The sequence below is a fragment of the Amycolatopsis sp. NPDC041971 genome (assembly GCF_055588925.1).
Genome location: NZ_JBVJCE010000021.1, coordinates 126,587 through 145,430, shown reverse-complemented (window position 1 = coordinate 145,430; position 18,844 = coordinate 126,587). Strand labels below are relative to the sequence as shown.

The window sequence follows — 18,844 nt, the reverse complement described above, 5'->3', positions numbered from 1 at the left end:
TCGGCCGGGTCAAGGCGCAGAACGATCTCGTCAGCTGACTGTGGCGTTGCCGTATCCACGGTGGCGGAGCTCGGCAGCTGCAGGTCAGGCATCTTCCCGGCGGTGGCTATCCGGTAGACCTCGCCGCACTGATCGCTTCCTTGCTCGCGACCGCGCGCTTCGTCAGCGCGCGATTCCATGCGAGTGCGCCCACCGCGATGCCTGCTGCGACAAGGCACATCAGGATGCTGCCGTGGGTGAACAGGAGGCCGCCGGCGGCGTTGCCGATGGCGATGCCGGCGTACAGTGCCGAGGCGTTCGCGCCGATCGTCACCGTCCCGTGCTGTGGAGCCGCGGCGAGGAGTCGGTGCTGCTGTGGGGGCGTCTGCATCCAGCTGGCGGCACCCCACGCTGCGGCCAGCGCAACCACAGCGATGGCGGGCGGGTGGAAGGCCAAGGTGGCGAAGGATGTCGCCATCAGCGTGTATGCACCCATGAGGGTCCGATCGGGTCCGAACTTGTCGGTCAGCGTCCCGCTTGCCAGCGACCCCGCGACGGCGCCGATCCCGTAGGCGGCCAGGACGGCGACAAGCCACCCGCTGTTGCCCGTGGACAGGAGCTGGGCGGCGTAGGCGTACGGGACATAGGCGGCAGCCATCCCCAGGACGGTCAGAGCGAGGATTACCAGGACGCGTGGGTGACCTAGTGGCGCGAGACGGTCCCGGATGCTCTGTCGGGCTCCGGGAGCGGGGTCGGGTGCGGTCGCCACGATGAGCACAGCGGCGAGGGCGGCCAGTCCCCCAACGGCGAACAGGGCTGTCCGCCAGCTCGTCACCGTCGCGACGGCACTGCCGACGGGCACTCCGACTGCCGTCGCGATCGTCAACCCGGATATGACCAGCGCCAACGCACGTCCCCGACGCTGCTCGCCGGAGACTCGGGTAGCGAGCACCCCAGCCGACGGCGTGACCGCCGACGCGGCCGCCGCTGCCAGCACCCGCCCCGCCAAGAACGTCGTGAACCCGTCGCTGACCGCGCACAGCACGTTCGCCACAGCCAGGACCGCCAAGGCAGCGCCGATGACCCGACGGGGTCGGACAGTGCTGGTCAATGCGGCCAAGAGCGGCGCGCCCAGCGCGTAGGCGACGGCGAACACGGTCACCGACAGCCCCGCCGCACTCATGCTCACGGCCATGTCGCGTGCCAGCGCGGGAAGGAACCCGGCGACGACCCAGGCGTCAGTTCCCACCGCGATCGTCGCGACGAGCAAGGGCAGCAGCCGAAACCACCAACCCTCGTAATTACGGATATTCATTGTCCACAATCCTTCCATGGGTGCGCCCGCGTGCGCAGTGAGCAGGGCGGCCGATCAGGAAAAAGCGTTCAGGGTGCGGTCGCGCACTGTTGACCCGGCCTGCTGGGCGAGGTCGGCGATATTCTCCGCCGCCAACGCGGCCCGGTAGGCCAACTCGGCGCGGCTCATGGCGTGCGAGATCGCGCACTCACCCGAGCGGGGCCCAAGCTGGCCGGAACGTCCGGCGCGACGGATTTCCTCGCACCGGAAGGCCGGGTCGCTGCCCTCGATCGCGGCAACGACGTTCATGAGGGAGATCGAGGCGCCGGAGCGGGCAAGAGTGAACCCGCCGGACTGGCCACGAACGGCCTCGGCGATCCCGTCGCTCACCAGCATGCGCAGGGTCTTCTGCAGATACGCCGGTGGCAGGTCAAAGAATTCGGCGAGCTGCGCCGACGTCACGGGCCGGCCGTCCAGCCAGTGCATGACCAGGCAGCAGTGAAGCGCTGCCTCGACCCCCTTGCCCATCCTCATAGTGGACATCCTATATCCATTGACGTTCGAGGTGTCGATCAATATCCCCGATCACTGCATCTGGCCCGGCTACGCGGCCGGGCCGCCGGGGAACAGCGCATGGGGTTCGAGGTCCAGCCGGGTGGCAGGCACCGCGTCGCGACCTGTGCGACATCACCGACCTAGCCGATCACACCGGGCTCCTGTCCGCGGCACTCCCGCACATCCTCACCCGCGCGGCCCACGACGCCGCCGCGTGGTCTGCCGGGCGAGGCGCTGCGCCCGCCCTGTTGCTTAGCCTGCCGGGCAGCACCGTCCACGACGAACCGTTCCTGGACAGTCTCACCACCATCGCCGCCGGCACCGGAACGCAGCCGGGACGGCTCCAGCTTGCCGTTCCCGCCCACGCCTTCACCGGCCAACCCCCGGTCACCATCCACGATCTGAAACCGCGTGCTTGTTACAACGTCCATGGCTTGCTCGGGGAGAAGGCCAACTACCTGGCGAACCGGACCAGGTCGTCGATGCTCAACCTGTTCTCCGAACCCGACTGCGGCGGCGGCCTGTTCATCGACGCCATCTTCCCGCCGGACAATTCCGGGAACCGGACGGAGTCCCACAAGAACTACTTCAGCTTCGGCGTGTCCCCGCTGTCGGGCGGCGGAAGGGTTTGATCGCGCGACCGGCACCGCCGGTCGGCAGGGGAGGCACCGAGCGCGGTGCAGCCCGTCGGCGTGTGAGTGCCGAGAACGCACCCTTTTGGTCAGGGACGGGCGTCGAGTTCCTCGGCGAGGATGGTCTCGATCCTGGAGTCCGCGTGGCGCAGAAGTCGGCGAACATGACGGATCACCATCATGATCCCGCCGGCGGCCACGACCGCCATCGATCCGACGGCGGGATCGATCGGCACGAGCACGACCGCGAGTACCAGTATCGTGATCACGATCGCCCACGGGCGGGACCTGCGCGCGTGCCGGGGGCGGTAGCGGAACGCGTGGAAGGCTCGAAGAACCGGGGAATAGACGTGGCTGCTCACTGGGGGCGTCACCTCAAAGGAATCACTTTCAGTGGAACGCGGGGCCCCTACGCACCACGCTGCGTCACTTCAGAACGCCCAAGTAGGTCGACCTGCGGCGCAATTCGTTTACACATCTTCGCGACGTACACCCGATCGGCCTATCTGGCTCACCCCCAAAGCACACCTGCAACGTCTCGGGTGCCGATTCGGGCACGATCGCGGAGGGTTCCCTGTACCGTGCCATAATTCAAGCGCCGCGAGGTCGGCCGGCCACGGCCCTCGTGGCCGGATCGCGCGATCTTGTCGGCACTGACGCGGCTGCTGCCCCGTCAACTGCGCCGGCACCGCATCGTGACACCGGGCACGCTACTGGCATGGCAGCGCCGTCTGATCGTAGGAAAGTGGACCTACCCGAACCGGCGGGAGGCCCCATCGATCGATGCCGAACTGCGCGAGCTGGTCGTCCGACTTGCGCGGGAGAACCCGCGTTGGGGGCACCGCCGTGTCCAGGAAGAGCTGGTCCGGCTCGGACACCGCATCGGTGCAGGCACGATCCGTCGTATCCTCGCCACCACTCTCATCGGTCCCGCTCCTCGCTATCGGCGTGCGGCGGCTCTACGTCCTGTTCTTGATGGAGATCCGCACCCGGAGAGTCCACCTGCTGATGAGCCTTGGCGAGAGAACCTCCAGATTCCGGTTCCTTATCCGCGACAGGCGTACGAAGTTCGCCGCGTCCGTTCGATGCGGTGTTCACCTCCGAGGGCACCGATGCGGTGAAGATCCCGCCACAGACACCATGAGGGAACTGTTACGTGGAAAGGTTCGTGCGCAGTGTGCGAGCAGAATGCACCGACAGAATGCTGATCTACAACGAACGCCACGCCATCGCGGTGCTCGAGGGGTCTGTCCTGAGTTCCCTTACCTTTCCTGATTCTCTTGTATCGCAGGGATTATCGGCGTCCATCGGATCGGTCGGCGATGCCTACGACAACGCACTGGCGGAGTCGATCATCGGGCTGTTCAAGACCGAACTGGTCAACCGGCACGGCCCGTTCACAAACCTGTCCGAGGTCGAGTACGCAGTGATGGAGTGGGTCGACTGGTACAACACCCGCTCGCATTCCCGGCTGGAGTACCTCAACCTGACCGAGTATGAGAGCGCCTACTGCGCTCAGCAACCACCACGCCGACCGGCGCTGGTCTGACACCGAAGCCGGTCCCATACCCGTGACGGTTCACCGGCTCAGGGAGATGCATCCGTAGTATGGGCCGACCCTACGTGGATCGAGGAGCGTGACCATGAGGCGGCAGCTGAGACGGCGGATGGTGAGCCTGGCGGTTGGCGAGATGGTCAGTGTCTTTGTGTTCTTCGTCGTTTTTTTCATGCTGGCAGGGGTGCCTCCGACGGCCGCGAACGTGTCGGGGTTCCTGCTCACCGCGGTGATGCTGTTTCAGGGCAGCGTCTACTGGATGGGTAAACGCTGCCGACTCGAAGGTCACCGTGTTGCCCTCACCATCGTCGTTCGAGTGCTGCGGGTGCTGGCGCCTGTAAACGTGGCGCTGATCGCGATCGGTGTCGTTCCGATCGTGGTGGAGGCGCAGTCGGGATCTCTTGGTCGTTTCTGGCTGGGCGCGGCGTTGTGGGTTCTGGCCGTCGCCGAGTACATCAACTATTTCCATGTGCAGCTGGCTTATGGACGTCGGGCGGATCGCGTCTGGATTCTTCGCAATCGACGGCTCAGGAGATCTCATCTGTCTCGTGACCTATCGCGGCTCCGGTCGGCCGAACCGGTGGGCCGCAGTGCGCTGCCACACTGAGGAATCTGTGTGGTCGGTGGCCACGACGACAGCAGTCAGCATCGGCTCGAATGAGACCACGCCCAGGACAACCTGGACACCGACCCGAATGGGCCCCGGCCGCCATGGCGGCTAGGCGATCGCGACACACCGACGATCGGACCGCTGAAGGTCTACCTCGCCCGGCTGCCGCGCCTGGATCCCGGTCGATCTCGGCGAGCAGGACGACACACGCGACATCACCGGCCTACCGGCCGGCTGGCCCGATCCGCCCGTCGCGGGAACCACGTTCCGATCGTGGGCCAAGCGGATGCGTCTCAGGTGGCCGAAGAAGCGAAGCGGCCGTGAGACTAGCTGCGGAGCGACACGTGGGTCGATGATCTTGGTATGAGCGAGGGCCTCCGGGTTCGGTGTGGATTGCGACATCTGCACTGGCTGCCTGGAGGCCCTCGTGACTCACGCTGAACTCACCAAACTATCCACACTCTCAGGGAATTGGCTATCCCCACCGCCGAACCAGACCATCGGGTTCATCTTCGCGGGCGAAACCTGGCCGTTGCACGGCCGCCTCGGCGAGCAGAACCTCGGCCTTGTCGTGGTGTCCGACAAGGGCAGTGGCCAGCGCCACGCCGGGGGAGGAGCGCACCCGTTCGGGCGCCTCACGGTCGCCAAGCCGACCGACAGCGTCGCCGGGGTGTTCGAGGTCATGCGCTCGCGTGGAGGTACTCGCTGAGGGTGGCGTGCAGCAGGCGGGACGCGGGCGGCAGCGCGCCATCGCGGGTGTGACCGGCCGTGTCATGACAACCGGGTAAGCCGCGGATGGACCAGGATCGGGTCGTTGGACGCGACCCAGGAAGGCTCTATCTGTGACTGAGGACACATCTGATCGTGATTCCGGTTCCGCGGCCGGCGAGGCGCTCGCGCGTGTGCTGCCGCCGGACATGAGCGATCATCGATAGCCGGATCCCGGATACCGGTCGTCGTGGCATTCGTGTGCCTGACGGCGACCGGGCTGGTCCCCTGTCACGCCACGGAGAACAGCAGCACGGCAGCGATCGCCAGCCCGAAGCCACCGTAGACAGCCCGGATCTCCGATCGGCTCTCCGGTACGTCGACGGCGATGCGGAACGGCTTGGCGAGCGCCGCGGGCGCGGCGAGGGCGTAGAGGCCCATGCCGAGGAAGAAGACCGCGGTGAGGATGACGGCTCCACCGGCGGAATCGCACTGCCGATGTCTGCCGAAAGACAGACGCGCCGCGCCGTGCTCAGCGAGCACCCTGGACGCATGAGAAAAACGATCAAGGGCCTGGCGAGCACGGTCTGTCTGCTCACCGTGCTCACCGCCGCGCCGGCCGTCGCAGGGGCCACCGGAAGCGGGTTGTCGTGGGCGGACTGCGGTGACGGGTTGCAGTGCGGCTCGATCACCGTGCCGGTGGACTGGGCCGCGCCGTCCGGCACGCGCGTCGAACTCGGCGTCGCGCGGCTGCCCGCACAGGACCAGGCCGCGAAGAAGGGCGTGCTGCTGGTCAACCTCGGTGGGCCCGCGCAGCAGATCTCGGTGCTGCGCATCGCGAAAAGCGCGTTCACCGACCTGACCCGATGGTTCGACGTCGTCGTCCCCGACCCGCGTGGGTTCGAGGAGAGCAGCGGGATCAAGTGCCCGTACCCCGCGCCGCTGCCGAAGAACTTGGAGTGGGCGTCCCCTGGCCAAGCCGCCTACGAACGGTACCGCACGGCGAACCGTGAATTCGGAACCGACTGCGGCCAGACGGCCGGGCCGTTGGCGGGCAACCTCGATTCCTGGCAGGCGGCCCACGACATGGACGCTCTGCGTGCCGCGCTGGGCCAGCCGAAACTGAACTACTACGGCAACTCCTACGGCACGGTCTACGCCCAGGCTTACGCGCGGCTCTTCCCCTGGCGCATCGGCCGGATGTACTTGGACAGCGTGCTGGACCACACCAACCGTTCCTGGGTCGACTGGCTGGTGCCGCGCGCGCAGACCATGGAGCGCAACATGGTCCGGTTCGCCGAGTGGTGCGCCGCGGAACCGACCTGTGCGCTGCACGGCCGTGACGTCCTCACCACTTGGGACGAAGTGCTCGCCCGCGCCGCGCGTGAGCCGATCCCCGCTCCCGGTGCGGGGACGACCGCCAACCTCTCCCTGATCGTTTCGCGCACCAATCCGGGGTTCGCGCAGGAGTGGCCACGCCTGGCCCGGTCCATAGCCGAAGCACACGCGGGCGACGCCACGCTGTTCGCCGCGCAACCGCCGGGCCACCCAGACCCCGACCTGTCCCGGATCAGCCTCTGCGCCGACTTCCCGTACCCCTCCGACTACCGGGTACTCAAGTCGTGGGAAGCGCGGCTGCGCGAGATCACGCCGCACATCGGGTGGGTCCAGACGTGGCCGATGGCCTACCACTGCGCCGGTCTGCCCGGGACCGGAACCTATCCGCCGTACCCGCTGCACGTCCGGGATCTCCCGCCGATTCTCGTGGCCAGTGGCGAGTACGACGCCACGACACCGCCACGGGACGCGCGGCGCGTGACGGCGCGGCTCGGCGACGCGTACTACCTCCCGGTGCAGGGTGGCCACGCCTTGTACCTCGGCGGGCACCCGTGCGTCCGGGCGCACGTGCACCGCTACCTGACCACCGGCGCACTGCCGCCCGACGGCACGGCGTGCGGCGCCGCGTAGACGATGGCGTCATGCGATACCTGCGGGAAGTCCTGCTGATCCTGAGCGTCACGGCGCTGCTGGTGCTGCTGACGTGCTGGGAGGCGCGAGGGCAACCACCGGTGGACCTTCTGGTCCTGCTCGGGTCGAGCCTCTGCGTCAGCCTGCCGTTGCTGCTGCGGCGCGTGTTGCCGTTGACGAGCGCGGTGCTGTCCGCGGTCGTGGGGCTCGGTGGTCTCGGCTTCCTGCCTTCCTGGCCGGGGATGCTGGTCACGATGGGCACTTTCTGCGCGGCCGTCTACCACCGCGACCGGGGTCCGGGGCTGGTGCTGGCGGTGTGCGCGTGCTGGGTACTGGTCAGTGCGGTCATCGCGGGAGACCCGGTGCAGATCTTCACGATCACCGACCTGTTCGTCATGGGTGTCGCGCCGGTGGCGACCGGCTACGCACTGCGCCTGCACCGGGAGCGCGCCGACCAGACGCTGCGGGTGCAGCGCGCGGAAGCAGACCGGGTGCTCGCCGAGGAACGGGCACAGCTCGCTCGCGACGTGCACGACAGCGTCGGCCACCATCTCACCGCGATCCGGCTGCAGGCCACGGCCACTCGCCGGGCCATGGACGGCGCGTCACCGGTCGCCGACCGGACGTTGGGCACCATCGCCGAGCTGTCGCTGTCCGCGTTGACCGAGGTGCGGAATCTGCTGACCGCGTTGCGGGACGTCCAGCCTGGTGCCGGGCTGGCGGCCCTGAACGAGCTGACCGAACGGCTTTCCGCCCCGGACCGTCGCATCACGGTGCGACGGTCCGGGGCATCGTCCCCACTGCCGCCCGCCGTCGACCACACTGCGTACCGGGTGGTACAAGAGGCCTTGACCAACGCCGCCAAGCACTCGGGGGCCGTCGAAATCGACGTCGAGCTGCACCGAGACCGGGACCGCCTCGTCGTCACCGTCTCCGACAACGGCCCGCACGTCGCCCGGCCGCACCTGGAAGGCCAGGGCATCCGGGGCATGAGGGAACGGGTGCGCGTGGCCGGCGGCAGCCTCACGATCGGCCCCGACCAGCCGCGTGGCGGATGGCGGGTACGGGCCGAACTACCCGCAGGAGGGACGACGCAATGACGATCCGTGTGCTCGTCGCCGACGACCAGGACGCGGTGCGGGAAGCACTGCGGATGGTCCTCGACGGCGAACCGGACATCGAAGTGGTCGGTGCGGCGGCCAACGGCGCCGACGCGGTCCACCTTGCGCTGACCCGCCGCCCCGACGTGGTCGTGATGGACCTGCGGATGCCGCGCGGCGACGGCATCGCCGCGATCACCCGCTTGGCCGCGGCCGAGTCTCCTGCGAAGGTCCTCGCGTTGACCACGTTCGACCTCGACGAGTACCTCTTCGGCGCATTGGCCGCCGGAGCCGCCGGCTTTCTGCTCAAGGACAGCGATCCCACCCTCCTGCTGGACGCCGTGCGCAACCTGTATGCGGGACGCGGCCTGATCGACCCGAAGGTGACTGGGCGGCTCATCGCCCGTTTCGCTCAGCTGTCGCCCCGGCCCGCGGCACGCCCGCATGACCAGCTCACCCCACGCGAACACGAGGTGCTGACGCACGTCGTCCGCGGCTTGAGCAACGGTGAGATCGCCGCCGCCCTGACCATCGAGGAGGGCACTGTGAAAACACATGTGGCACGCATCCTCACCAAGCTCGGCCTGCGCACCCGCGTGCACGCCGTGATCTACGCCTACGAGCACGGCCTCGCCCAGGGACAGCCAGCCCCCGCCCAGACGCATGCTGGAACAGCGATTCACGACGCTCGCCGCCGATGGTGAGCTTCGGACGGCCGTCCCCGGCCGGGCCGCGCGGCATTTCACCGCGCAGACCATCCTCCTCACGGGAAGCGATCCGGAACGATCCGGCGGCCGCGGGAGCCTGGATCAACGGTCGGTCGAGAACCATCACGCCTTTCGGCCGCCGCCACATTCGGCACGCTGACTTGACAGAAAAGCGCGCCCGCGGGATCACACCCGTCATCGCCCGCCGTGGCATTGAGTAGTGAGGAACGGAAACAAATTCGGGCTCGTGATGCGGGTCGTGTTCATCCGGTTGGGTTTGTTCGCGTTCTTTCGGGCGACAGGATATAAGAATCGCCGTTTGTGCCGAGTAACTGGGTGACGGCGGGCTTCCCCCGGGTGGGCCGATCGAGTCACAGTGCCGAAGGATTACCCCGAGATGTCCCCGAACCGGTCGCCGCTGATCGTCGCGGTGTTCGCCGCGATGGGCTGGCGCCTATGCCGGCCTCGACGGTGAATGCGCGGCGACTGACGTTCACCGGTCCTGCATCGAACTAGGCATGTGTCGCATGGCCATCGCCGGAACGCTGTAAGGGCAAGTCATACCGCGAGGAATAGCCCGCATCACCTTGCGCCAGGCGCAAGGAAGTGGGCCTTCAGGATCATGAGACCGGAGACCCATCTCGGGCCCCGACAGGCACCGATGCGCTCAGACTCTCCGAAGTCCGTGGCGCCGGAACGAGGTGCCCGTCGCGCCTGGTTTCTGGTCGCGGCAGCAAACCGGAGGCGTATCCGGCTTGGAAGTACGCCACCGTGTCGGTCAGGATCCGGTTCAACAGCGCCACTTTCGCGGGATCCGGCTTCGCGAGGCGGGTCGCGGCGAGGAACGCCGCCCACCACGGCACGAGATCGCCGAGTTTCGACGCCGTGTGGCCGTCCAGCGGCGCCAGAACGTTCGCCACCCCGTTCCCGATGTCGGCGGGAGAGGGGTGCTCGGCGGGCACCTCGTCTTCGACCAGTTCGATCAGCAGCGGGTTGTCGGCCAGGTCGATCACCTGTGCGGGCTCGTGGGCGACCGTCTGGTCCGGATTGGTGTCGAACTGCGGCGGTACCCGGCTGACGTAGGTGACCCGGTGCAGCAGCCGCCACGCGCCCTGCCCGGTCAGCTGGACGTTGCGCAGGGCCACCGCGTCCGGGTCGCTGCTGGAGGTCAGCCATTGCTTGTCGATCACCTGATCGTGGAACGTGTCGCCATTTTCCGCCGAAGGCGGCAGGTAGATCGACATGAACCGGTAGGCGTCGACCTTGCCGGGGCAGTAATCCGGGGTGTAGCCGGTCTCCGCGTGGTAGCCCTGCAGCATCGGATCGCCAGGGCAGGTCACCGCCAGTGAGAAGCCTCGCGACTCGTTCTCCGACTTGCCGACCTGGACTTTGACGTGTCCGCCGAACAACGCGTCGATCGCGCCGTACAGACCGTATTGGGCGGTGAAGGTGATCTCGCCGGTGAGGCCGGTCAGATGTGTGTAGTCGCTGAAACCCGTGTAGACGCGTTCGTGGGCGGCGGAGAACTGCTCAGTTTCGGTGTGCAGGCCGCCGGACGCCGTCCAGACGTACCGGTTGGCGATGCCGCGGGTCGGGATGTCCCTGTCGAAGTCGTAGAACTGCTCATCCTTGATCCCGCCCAGGTCGGCGCTGCCTTTCTCGCCGAGGCTCGCTGCCTTGAACTGGTTGTACCTGCTCCGCATGGCCGCGTCGGACTTCGCTATCTTCGCGGCCAGCCGGTAGGCCTCGTCCGGTTTGAAGTAGCTGCCTCTGCCGACGTCGGCGCGCGGGAAGTCGGGGTCGTTGACCAGGCCGACCTTCCCGTCCAGCGTCCCGTTCTTCACGTAACGCGGGTCGATCTGGAAGGTGATGATGTTGCGGTCCGGCGGAATGTCCAGATCGGGCAACACCATCTTGCCGACCATCGCCCCGGTGGAGTGCAGTCGCATCGCGTACAGATCGGCCGTCATCGACTCGACGATGGCGTACCCGAGGTTCAGCGGCTGGTAGCGGCGGCCGACCACCGGGTTGAGGTAGTCCGACCGGTCCGGCCGCGCCTGTTCCCACATTCCCCGCAGCCCCAAGGTGTCCGTCGTGGTGCGGGTCCACGCGGAGAGGTACGTTTCATCCCGCTGGCGGGCGGTTTCCAGGTTCGACTTGTGCCGGGCGCCGATCTTCCCGGTACCGGCGGTGAGCAGATGCGTCCAGGCCAGAACGGACGCGCTGTCCGCCCATTTCGCGGCGACCCCGGCTTTCGTGTCGATCTCCATTTTCACCGCGGTTTTGTAGTCCGACGACGTGAACTTGACCGACGTGCTCTCCTCGGATCGGACGGTGACCGTGGACGCGTCCTGATAGGAGTTGTAGCCGAACGGGCTGTCGTAGAGCGGGCGGGACAGGTTCTCGCTGGGCACCGGCGGCGCGCCCTCGATGTACCCGATCAGCGTGGGCCGGGTCTGGATCTGGCCCAGGTACACCAGATCCGTCTCACCCATGCCGTAGCCGGTGGACAACGTGAGCACGGTGTCTTCGAAGAAATAGGCCCGACGCATCACCGCGTAGGGCGTGCCGTCCCCGTGGGCCTCCATCTCCGGGTATTCGACGACCGCGGCCTTGCCGGAAAGCGGGCGCTGGAACCGGGTCCGCGGACCTTGGTAGACGTTGGTGAGCTGAGGGCCCTCGTTCGCGACAGGTGCGGTGGAGGCGACATAGCCGGGTGAGCCGACGAGATGCCCGTTCGCGCCTTGGCCGGTCAGGTCCGCGCTGGTCTTGTCCAGTGACCAGTAGCCGGCCAGGTCGTTCTCGTCGCCCTTCAGCTTCCGGAACAGGGTGGACGTGATCTGGGAGCGGGTGCGCGCGGAGCGCCAGATCCGTACCTCGGCCAGCGATCCGGTGAGGGTGTCCTGGAACTTTCCCGCGCTCTGTTGGTAGGCGCCGAAGGTGCATTGGTCGTACCCGAGATAGCCGTCGACTTCGCCCGCGGGCAGCACCGACCCGATCGGCAGGCCGTCGTGGTAGCACCGGTACCGGCCGACGTTTTGAAGCACACCCCACAGATCCGTGTCAGTGAGCAGGAAGTCGTTGTCGTTCACCGAATCCGCGGCGACATTGCCGGAACCTTCGGTGAACCACCACGCCGAAACCACGCCGTGGTCGGTGTCGGCGGCTTGATTGCGCCGCAGTACCGACCGCACCTGGGCCGCGGACAGGCCTACCGACCAGAATCGCAGCCCGCCCAAGGCGCCGGTGAAGCGCGCTTGCGCTTCCAAGGCCACCCGGCCCGCCTTCGACGGCGGAGTGCCGATGCCGAGTGTCAGTGGTGCCGAGGAATCGACGGACGTCACGGTTTTCGCGCCACTCAGTGTCGTCTGCGCCGTTCCGTTCTCGAAACCGTTGACGTAGATCGTGAGCGTGCACCGCAGGCCCGCCTTGACCTGAGCCGAAGTCAGCGTCACGGCGATGTGGACGGCCGGGCCGGTCAGGACGGATGCGCTACTCCGCACGGTCAGTCTGCTCCGGTCGCCACTCGCCGGGTCGGCGCATCCGGCCGTGCAGAACGGATTCCCGTCGGAGTCCAGCGCGAGCCGGAACGACTGGTCCGTTCCGGATTCTCCCCACTGCGCGAGGATCGTCTGCTGCAGACCGGTGGAGCCCGCCCCCTGCACCCAGCAGTCGATGCTGAACTGGCCGTCGAACGCGAGGTCGCCGGGGCCGGGGCAGACGCCGTAGGCCGGCGGAGCCGAGGCCGCGCCCGTGAGGTTCAGTTTCAGGGCACCGGCCGCCTGATAGCTGACAGCCACATGGTTCCACTCGCCGGGCCGCAGGCGCGCCCGGGCGCGCACTGGCGCCGTCCCGCCGACGCCGGCGACGATGCCGAGGAACGGGTCGTCATCGCTGGCGCTGACCGCTTGGGATCTGGCGAGCCTCAGTTGCGCGTCGAGCGCGGACCCGGTCGCGGTCGCGTGGTTGGCGAAGACCGACTTGGCGGTGGTGTGCCCCTCGGCCAAGGACCAGGCGCCCTCCAGCCCCGGTTCGCTTCCGGTCAGCGCGGCGGTGTTCGTCTGGCGCAGTTCCGCGGCCGTCCTGGCGAAGGACCAGAAACGCACATCCGACAGCGTGCCGAACATGCTGACGTGCGGGCCGATCGCCGCGCCGATCGCCAGCGACGGCGAGGTCGACTTCGACGGGGGTTGCAGCTTGACGTTCCGCACGGTGTCGACCAGCACGGCGCCGACGTAGATCTTCAGCGTCCAGGTCCCGTTCTGCCATGCCCCCGTCGCCGCGACATGCGACCAAACACCGGCGGGCAGGGGATTCCCGGCCGTGAGATAGCTCGACTTCGGCTCGTGGCTTTGCGGCCGGTAGCCCAGCGACAAGTGGCGCCCGACGTCGAGACCGAGATTGAGCAGCGGCTTGCTTTTGCTCTTCGCGTCGCAGACCTGCAGGACGCTGCCGAGCCGGTTCGCCTTGGGGCACGGCTTCTGGTCCGGTTTGATCCATGCCTCCCAGGTGAAGCCGGTGGGGCCGGGCGTGAAGGCCGGGTTCGACGGCACCGCGAGGTAGGAGCTTGTGGTGTTGTTCTTCTGGGTGAAGGCATCGAAGCGCACCGTGGGCAGGCCGGCGACGCCGAGATAGTAGGACGGCGTGAGTTCGCCCAGCCCCTTCATTGGCCCGTTGTCGTAGGTGATCACCGTGGCCGGGTCGCTGCCTTCCGGCCGGATCCAGGATTCCATGGTCCAAGCCGGTCGCGGCGCCAGCTGGGTGTTGGTGAGCGCGACGCTCATCGCCTGGCGGCCGTTCAGGGTGAGCGCTTTCGCCTGGTGCGCGGCCAGCCACTTGCCGTTGTCGCCGGTCACCGTACGGGTACTCGTGCCGTCCATCGCCCGCGGTGCCCTGCCGAACAGCGGGCTTTCCGTCGGGAGCGCGGTCATCGCGATCATCGCCCGGCCGACGGTGCCGTCCGGTGGCGCCGGGGTCAGCGAACGTTCTTGCCAGCTCGCCGCGTCGACCTGCCCCGCGGCGAGATCTCCCACGTCGGCCGGTTGGAGCACGTCGAACAGCACCGAGCCGCCGCGCAGATCCAGGGGAGTGGTGAAGGTCTGGTCGGCGACAGGCCCGGGTTTCGGATCGGCGGAGATGTAGCCGAACACCGCGTCGGCCGCGCTCCAGGCCCGTAGCCGGGCGACGAAACCCGCCTGGTCACGGGGAACGTTCTCGAGTTTCACGGCAGGCCGTCCGCCGGTGACGAGGGAAATGGTGCAGTGCGCTGGATCGCCGTCCGCCGGTGAGACCGTCAGCGACGGGTTCCCGGTCGTCTTGCCGAAGAGCAGGATGCTGCCACCGCCGGTGCTCAACGCGTAGACGGGTGTGTCGGCCGCGGCCCGGTGATAGGGGTAGGTCGCCGGATCCGCGTCACCGTTGAGGACCGGCGCCGCGTTGGCGGTGCCTGCCGGCACCGCCTGCCAGGTCTGCACCACGGTGACACCGGTGTCGGAGGTGTAGCGCATGATCAGATCGACGATCCCGTTCGCCGCGGCGGTGACCTCGACCCGGGAGAGCGGCATATCGGGACGGTGGGAGATCAGCACGAGCCTGCCCGCCGAGGCCAGGGGCAACCGTACCGACGGCTGGTGGCCCAGGAAGTCGTAGAACGGCCGTGCTCCGGACAGGACCGCTTTGTCGGCGGGGTCGTCGGAGAACGCACCGTTGAGGACCGAGACCATGGTCCGGACGTCTCGCGGGACACCGCCCCAGTTCTCGCGCGGCAGGCCGGCGGCGGTGCCGTAGTCGATCGTCACGTCGCAGAGGTCGGACGCGGTGACGCCGTCACGGACGCAGGGCGCCACGGTCGCCACGACGTCGTCGAACGTGCTGCCACTGCGCCGGGCGATCAGTGTGAACGTGCCGGTCTGGTCGTCGGCGTTCCAGGGCATCGTGAGCCGGGTCCTGGTCACCGTGGGGTCGTACTGGGCGACCGCGAAAGCTTCGGTGCCCGCCGGGCTGGACGGCTGGGGGAAGTAGCAGTGCACAAGCCCGTCGGCACTGTCGAGGACGGCGGGTGCGGCGGCCGGTCTCGGCGTGCCCAGCAGGACCGCGCTCACCGTGCCGGCACCGGCCGAGCGCACCGCCTTGGCGGGGACGGGGTGGTCGCCGGTGTCAGGGGTGAAACCGCCGTCGTTCAACGTGCCGTCGATCAGCACACAGCCGATCCCCGCCGGGAACATCGGGATGGTCCCGTCCGGTAGCACGCCGAAGTCGTAGACGGCCAGCGCTCCCGGCAGCCCGGCCCCGGCGTTGGCGACCGGGACGGTGACGCCCAGCCGGACGGCCCTGCGCAGGCTCGACGGCAGACTCGGCTCCGCACCGGTCCTTTCCTGCTCGGCGTACAGGCTCGCGCCGACACCGGCGGTCGGGGTCAACGGGGTGCTCTTTCCCGAATTCCAGACCGTGGGGGTGATCGTGAAGGTACGTGCCAGCGCCGGATCGACCTCGATGCCGCCGGTGCTGTCCTGCGGATACGAGACGAAGGTGAGGACTTCGCCGGTGACGGCGATGATGTGCCAGCGGCGGACATCGGCGTCCGAGGTGGGCGCGAGAACGACGTCGAAACGGCCGCCGGTGATACCGGCCAGCGCCGACAGTTCGATGGTGGGCTCCGGGAACGGCTCGTCGATCATGTTGCGGAAGCCGAGTTCGTCGCCGGGGCCCGCCGGCGCGTCGCGGCGCTCACTGCGCCGGTACCGCACCTCCCACACCCGCTCCATCCGCCAGTCGCCTTGGTTCTCACCGTCACGCGAGCCGCTGGTCTGCTGAGGCGGAGTCCGCACGAGCGCGAAGCGATCCACGTAGAGAGTGCCGGTGGCGGACTGGCGGAAGCACGAGATGTACCTGCCGTCGGTGACGGCCCGGAAAGGCGCATCCGCGGGCTTCGGAGCGGCGACGGCCGAATCGACGGTGATCAGGTCCATGCCGGCGATCCGCAACAGTGGACGGTCATCCGCCGCCCCGGCGGTTTTCCCGGTGAGCCGCAGTTCGTTCCAGCCCGCCCATTCCTGGGGAACGCCGGGGTCCGCCCCGGAGACACGCACGTTGTAATACAGCGAAGTGACCGTCGTGGCGGCTTTTCGGGCGAGTAGCACCACTGTTCCCGCGAGGGTGAGACCGACGGGATCGACCAGCGTAATACCGTTGCAGTCGGTCGAGGGCCAGGTCTGTTCCGAGGTCGTCATAACCATCCCTCACTCGGGGAAAACGTCGGCGACCTTTCATGTTATTGAGGCGGGAGCACGCGGACAGCCCCCTGGAATGGTGAAAAAAGGTGACGCACCGTTTTCCGGACGGCGGTTGGTGAGCCTGTTCGGGACGATGGCTTTCCGACAGTGTGTTTCTCGAGCTTTCAGCGCGGCGGTCAGTTCTTCTGAAGCCCGTAGACCGTGCCGAACGTCGAGGACGGCGCCGATGGTCTTCACTTGGCGCCCGCGGTCCTGGAGTCCACCGGCTCGGCCTGGCAGAGCGGATTCGTGCCTCTCGAGTGGATCGTGGGGCGTGCGGAAGCGCGTGGCCTGTCGCACAGGACGAAAGCCGCGCTCGTCACTGACCTGGCCGCGAGGTTCCGGGACCTGCCCGCACCCGCGCCGCCCACGACCCATCGAGCCGGGGGCGGGCGGATCTCGGCGCCATTCGCCATCGCCTGGCCGAGGGCGTCGATGTGCACATCGCCGAGAACTGCAGCCGCTACACGCCGCTGCATTTCGCGGTGCAGGAAGGCAACGTGGACGCCGCCCGGGCGCTGCTCGACGCCGGAGCGGACGTCCAGGCTGTCTACACACCGGGGGGCGACACCGCTGCATCTCGCGATCATCCGGTGGCGCATATCGTCCGACGGCGCGAGGACCAAGCTCCTGCTCGACCACGGCGCGGACAAGACCGCGACCGAGACCAACGGGAACACCCCGGCCGAGATCACCAAAGGCCAGTTCGGATTTCCCGCCGACCTGACGGAGCTGCTGCAACCATGACCGATCAGGCCCTCTCCGACCATCTCACCCGCTACCTAGGCCAGGGCAGGCAAGAGACCGACGTCGACGGAACCGAACTGGCCAACGAGATCTTCCAATACCTCGAGATCTTCCACAACCGGCAACGCCGCCATTCCAAGCTTGGCTACCTCACCCCAGTCGAGTCTGAAAGACTCCACGAACTACAACAACGCGCCTGACACTTCGCAGGCGACGGTCCGGAAAACCGGGGCAACGCCAAGGTGTCCGGACAACCGGGGGAACTCCCGACCAGGGAAAGCGCCTCCACGGCGTCACCACTCAGGTGCGGCTCAAGAGCCGCCTGGCTCCCGCGACGACCGCGGTCGCCAGCAGCCAGCCCGCGACCACCAGCGCCATCGCCACGATTTTGTCGGTGCTGACGGGATCCCAGGCTTTCTCCTGACCGAGGTCGACAATCGGTACCACGAGATCGAGCGCGTACACGAACGGATCCCAGGTAGGGTGCTCGTTCTGCTTGAGCGGGCGCACCGGGTGGCCGGAGAACCACCATCCCCCGGCGCCGACCATGGCCGTGAGCCATAGGAGCGCCCTTGTCGTAACGAATCCGTACCCGAACAACGCGTCCTGGATCCTGCCCCAGACCCGGCCCGCGAAGTGACGGCGGCGCAGGAGATGCCGTTCCCTTGCCAGCCGGACCGACCGGGCGGACCGCTCGTCACCCGCGCTCTGATAGTGCGTGGCCAGTCGCTCGAATGAGGCCGCGCTCACTTCCGGATCACGGGTGAGCCAGCCGATCCGCTCGCGGGCCGTCAGGGACTCCGTGGCCCCGATCCGGTCGTACCCCAGTCCTTCCAAGTCCAGGTCGCCATCGGCGGGCCAGGCCGAAACCGCATCGATCAGTGAGCTGACCCGTACGTCGCGCAGGATGAGGCGCCCGCTCGGAGCGACGCGGGTGTCCAGCCTGAGACGCGAGGTCGTGAGCCTGGTGAGGTTCGCCGAGGTCGGCGATCCGCGCAGTTCGGCGTCGTGGAACGTGACGATGTTTCCAGCCTGCATGGCCAGCAGATCCACCGGGCCGGACGCAACGAACCCGTGCGCGGCGAAGAAGCCGCCGCTCACCGTCACGATGCTCGCGTCAACCTCGCCGACTTCCGCCCCGTCGAGCACGATGGAGTTCGCCAGTTCCGCTTCCCAGAGACTGATTCCACTGGTCGCATGGAGTCGACTGGCGATCAACGACCCGGACGCCCCCAGCCGCGGCGCGTAGAGCGCCCACCTCTCGCCGGTGCGGATCGTGGCCTCCGACAGGACGACGTCGCCGTCGATTCGGCTGCTCGTCAGGGTCACCGGAGCGACCACGTCCCGGTCCGGTGTCCGTATCGGAGTCTGCACCTGGTCACCTTTGCGACGGCGGAACTCCTGCGTGGCGGACCGTGGTCCGCTCTGGTTCGCCTGCCCTATCCGGGCCTGGTGCAGCACGAGGTCGCCGCCTATCCGGGCGCCGGCGGCGAGGAAGGCGTTCATCTCGGTGCCGGACAGCTCGATCGAACCGACGGTGGTGCCCGCGAGGATCAGCCCGCCGGAGATCACGCATCCCGCCAGATCCAGGTCGCAGGCCAGGCGAAGGTGAGAGAGATCCAGAGAACCGATGATATGGATATCGCGGATCCGCACGGGGCGCAGTGACGATATCTTGTGCTGTGCGCACGCCAGTAAAAGTTCTCGTACTTCTTCTG

The 18,844-nt window shown here is 67.8% G+C and carries 13 protein-coding genes and 1 pseudogene; 8 read left to right on the top strand and 6 right to left on the bottom strand.

Features of this window, described 5'->3' with window-relative positions:
* Window positions 1-106: 106 nt before the first annotated feature.
* Window positions 107-1,294, bottom strand: a complete 1,188-nt coding sequence (locus ACZ6DT_RS33640; RefSeq protein ID WP_465602868.1) for an MFS transporter — start codon at window positions 1,292-1,294, stop codon at window positions 107-109.
* A 54-nt stretch (window positions 1,295-1,348) separates the two neighbouring features.
* Entirely contained in the window at window positions 1,349-1,807 is a 459-nt protein-coding gene (locus ACZ6DT_RS33635) for an RrF2 family transcriptional regulator (protein WP_465602866.1), read from the bottom strand.
* A gap of 269 nt (window positions 1,808-2,076) precedes the next feature.
* On the opposite strand from ACZ6DT_RS33635, the gene ACZ6DT_RS33630 reads away from it, so the two are divergent.
* Window positions 2,077-2,460: a hypothetical protein gene (locus ACZ6DT_RS33630; protein ID WP_465602865.1), complete on the top strand. Its 384-nt coding sequence runs from the start codon at window positions 2,077-2,079 to the stop codon at window positions 2,458-2,460.
* A gap of 89 nt (window positions 2,461-2,549) precedes the next feature.
* Here ACZ6DT_RS33630 and ACZ6DT_RS33625 read toward each other — a convergent pair whose 3' ends face one another.
* Window positions 2,550-2,822, bottom strand: a complete 273-nt coding sequence (locus ACZ6DT_RS33625; RefSeq protein ID WP_465602863.1) for a hypothetical protein — start codon at window positions 2,820-2,822, stop codon at window positions 2,550-2,552.
* Window positions 2,823-3,760: 938 nt separating this feature from the next.
* Between ACZ6DT_RS33625 and ACZ6DT_RS33620 the strand changes: the two are divergent.
* From ACZ6DT_RS33620 to ACZ6DT_RS33610, 3 genes and pseudogenes are all read left to right on the top strand, one after another.
* Window positions 3,761-4,009: pseudogene (locus tag ACZ6DT_RS33620) on the top strand (integrase core domain-containing protein); the annotation flags it as partial.
* Between the two features lie 94 nt (window positions 4,010-4,103).
* Window positions 4,104-4,622: a hypothetical protein gene (locus tag ACZ6DT_RS33615; protein ID WP_465602861.1), complete on the top strand. Its 519-nt coding sequence runs from the start codon at window positions 4,104-4,106 to the stop codon at window positions 4,620-4,622.
* A gap of 430 nt (window positions 4,623-5,052) precedes the next feature.
* Window positions 5,053-5,334 carry a hypothetical protein gene (locus ACZ6DT_RS33610; protein WP_465602859.1) on the top strand — a complete coding sequence of 94 codons (282 nt, stop codon included), beginning with the start codon at window positions 5,053-5,055 and terminating at the stop codon, window positions 5,332-5,334.
* A gap of 290 nt (window positions 5,335-5,624) precedes the next feature.
* Here the strand turns inward: ACZ6DT_RS33610 and ACZ6DT_RS33605 are convergent, their stop codons facing one another.
* Window positions 5,625-5,876: a DUF4345 family protein gene (locus ACZ6DT_RS33605; RefSeq protein ID WP_465602858.1), complete on the bottom strand. Its 252-nt coding sequence runs from the start codon at window positions 5,874-5,876 to the stop codon at window positions 5,625-5,627.
* Window positions 5,877-5,885: 9 nt separating this feature from the next.
* On the opposite strand from ACZ6DT_RS33605, the gene ACZ6DT_RS33600 reads away from it, so the two are divergent.
* Genes ACZ6DT_RS33600 through ACZ6DT_RS33590 form a run of 3 tightly spaced genes read left to right on the top strand, consistent with a single transcriptional unit; the run spans window position 5,886 to window position 9,105 of the window.
* Complete coding sequence (locus ACZ6DT_RS33600) at window positions 5,886-7,301, top strand: alpha/beta hydrolase (RefSeq protein ID WP_465602856.1); 1,416 nt, start codon at window positions 5,886-5,888, stop codon at window positions 7,299-7,301.
* A gap of 11 nt (window positions 7,302-7,312) precedes the next feature.
* Window positions 7,313-8,401: a sensor histidine kinase gene (locus ACZ6DT_RS33595; protein ID WP_465461979.1), complete on the top strand. Its 1,089-nt coding sequence runs from the start codon at window positions 7,313-7,315 to the stop codon at window positions 8,399-8,401.
* Entirely contained in the window at window positions 8,398-9,105 is a 708-nt protein-coding gene (locus tag ACZ6DT_RS33590; protein ID WP_465602854.1) for a response regulator transcription factor, read from the top strand. The genes ACZ6DT_RS33595 and ACZ6DT_RS33590 overlap by 4 nt, the downstream gene beginning before the upstream one ends.
* A 623-nt stretch (window positions 9,106-9,728) precedes the next feature.
* Here the strand turns inward: ACZ6DT_RS33590 and ACZ6DT_RS33585 are convergent.
* Window positions 9,729-16,337, bottom strand: coding sequence for a LamG domain-containing protein (locus ACZ6DT_RS33585; protein ID WP_465602852.1), 6,609 nt, complete (start codon window positions 16,335-16,337; stop codon window positions 9,729-9,731).
* Window positions 16,338-16,816: 479 nt separating this feature from the next.
* Here ACZ6DT_RS33585 and ACZ6DT_RS33580 point away from each other — a divergent pair, with 479 nt between their 5' ends.
* Complete coding sequence (locus ACZ6DT_RS33580) at window positions 16,817-17,326, top strand: hypothetical protein (RefSeq protein WP_465602850.1); 510 nt, start codon at window positions 16,817-16,819, stop codon at window positions 17,324-17,326.
* 100 nt (window positions 17,327-17,426) lie between these two features.
* Here the strand turns inward: ACZ6DT_RS33580 and ACZ6DT_RS33575 are convergent, their stop codons facing one another.
* On the bottom strand, window positions 17,427-18,782 hold the full coding sequence (locus ACZ6DT_RS33575; RefSeq protein WP_465602848.1) for a hypothetical protein: 1,356 nt from the start codon (window positions 18,780-18,782) through the stop codon (window positions 17,427-17,429).
* Between the last annotated feature and the right edge of the window lie 62 nt (window positions 18,783-18,844).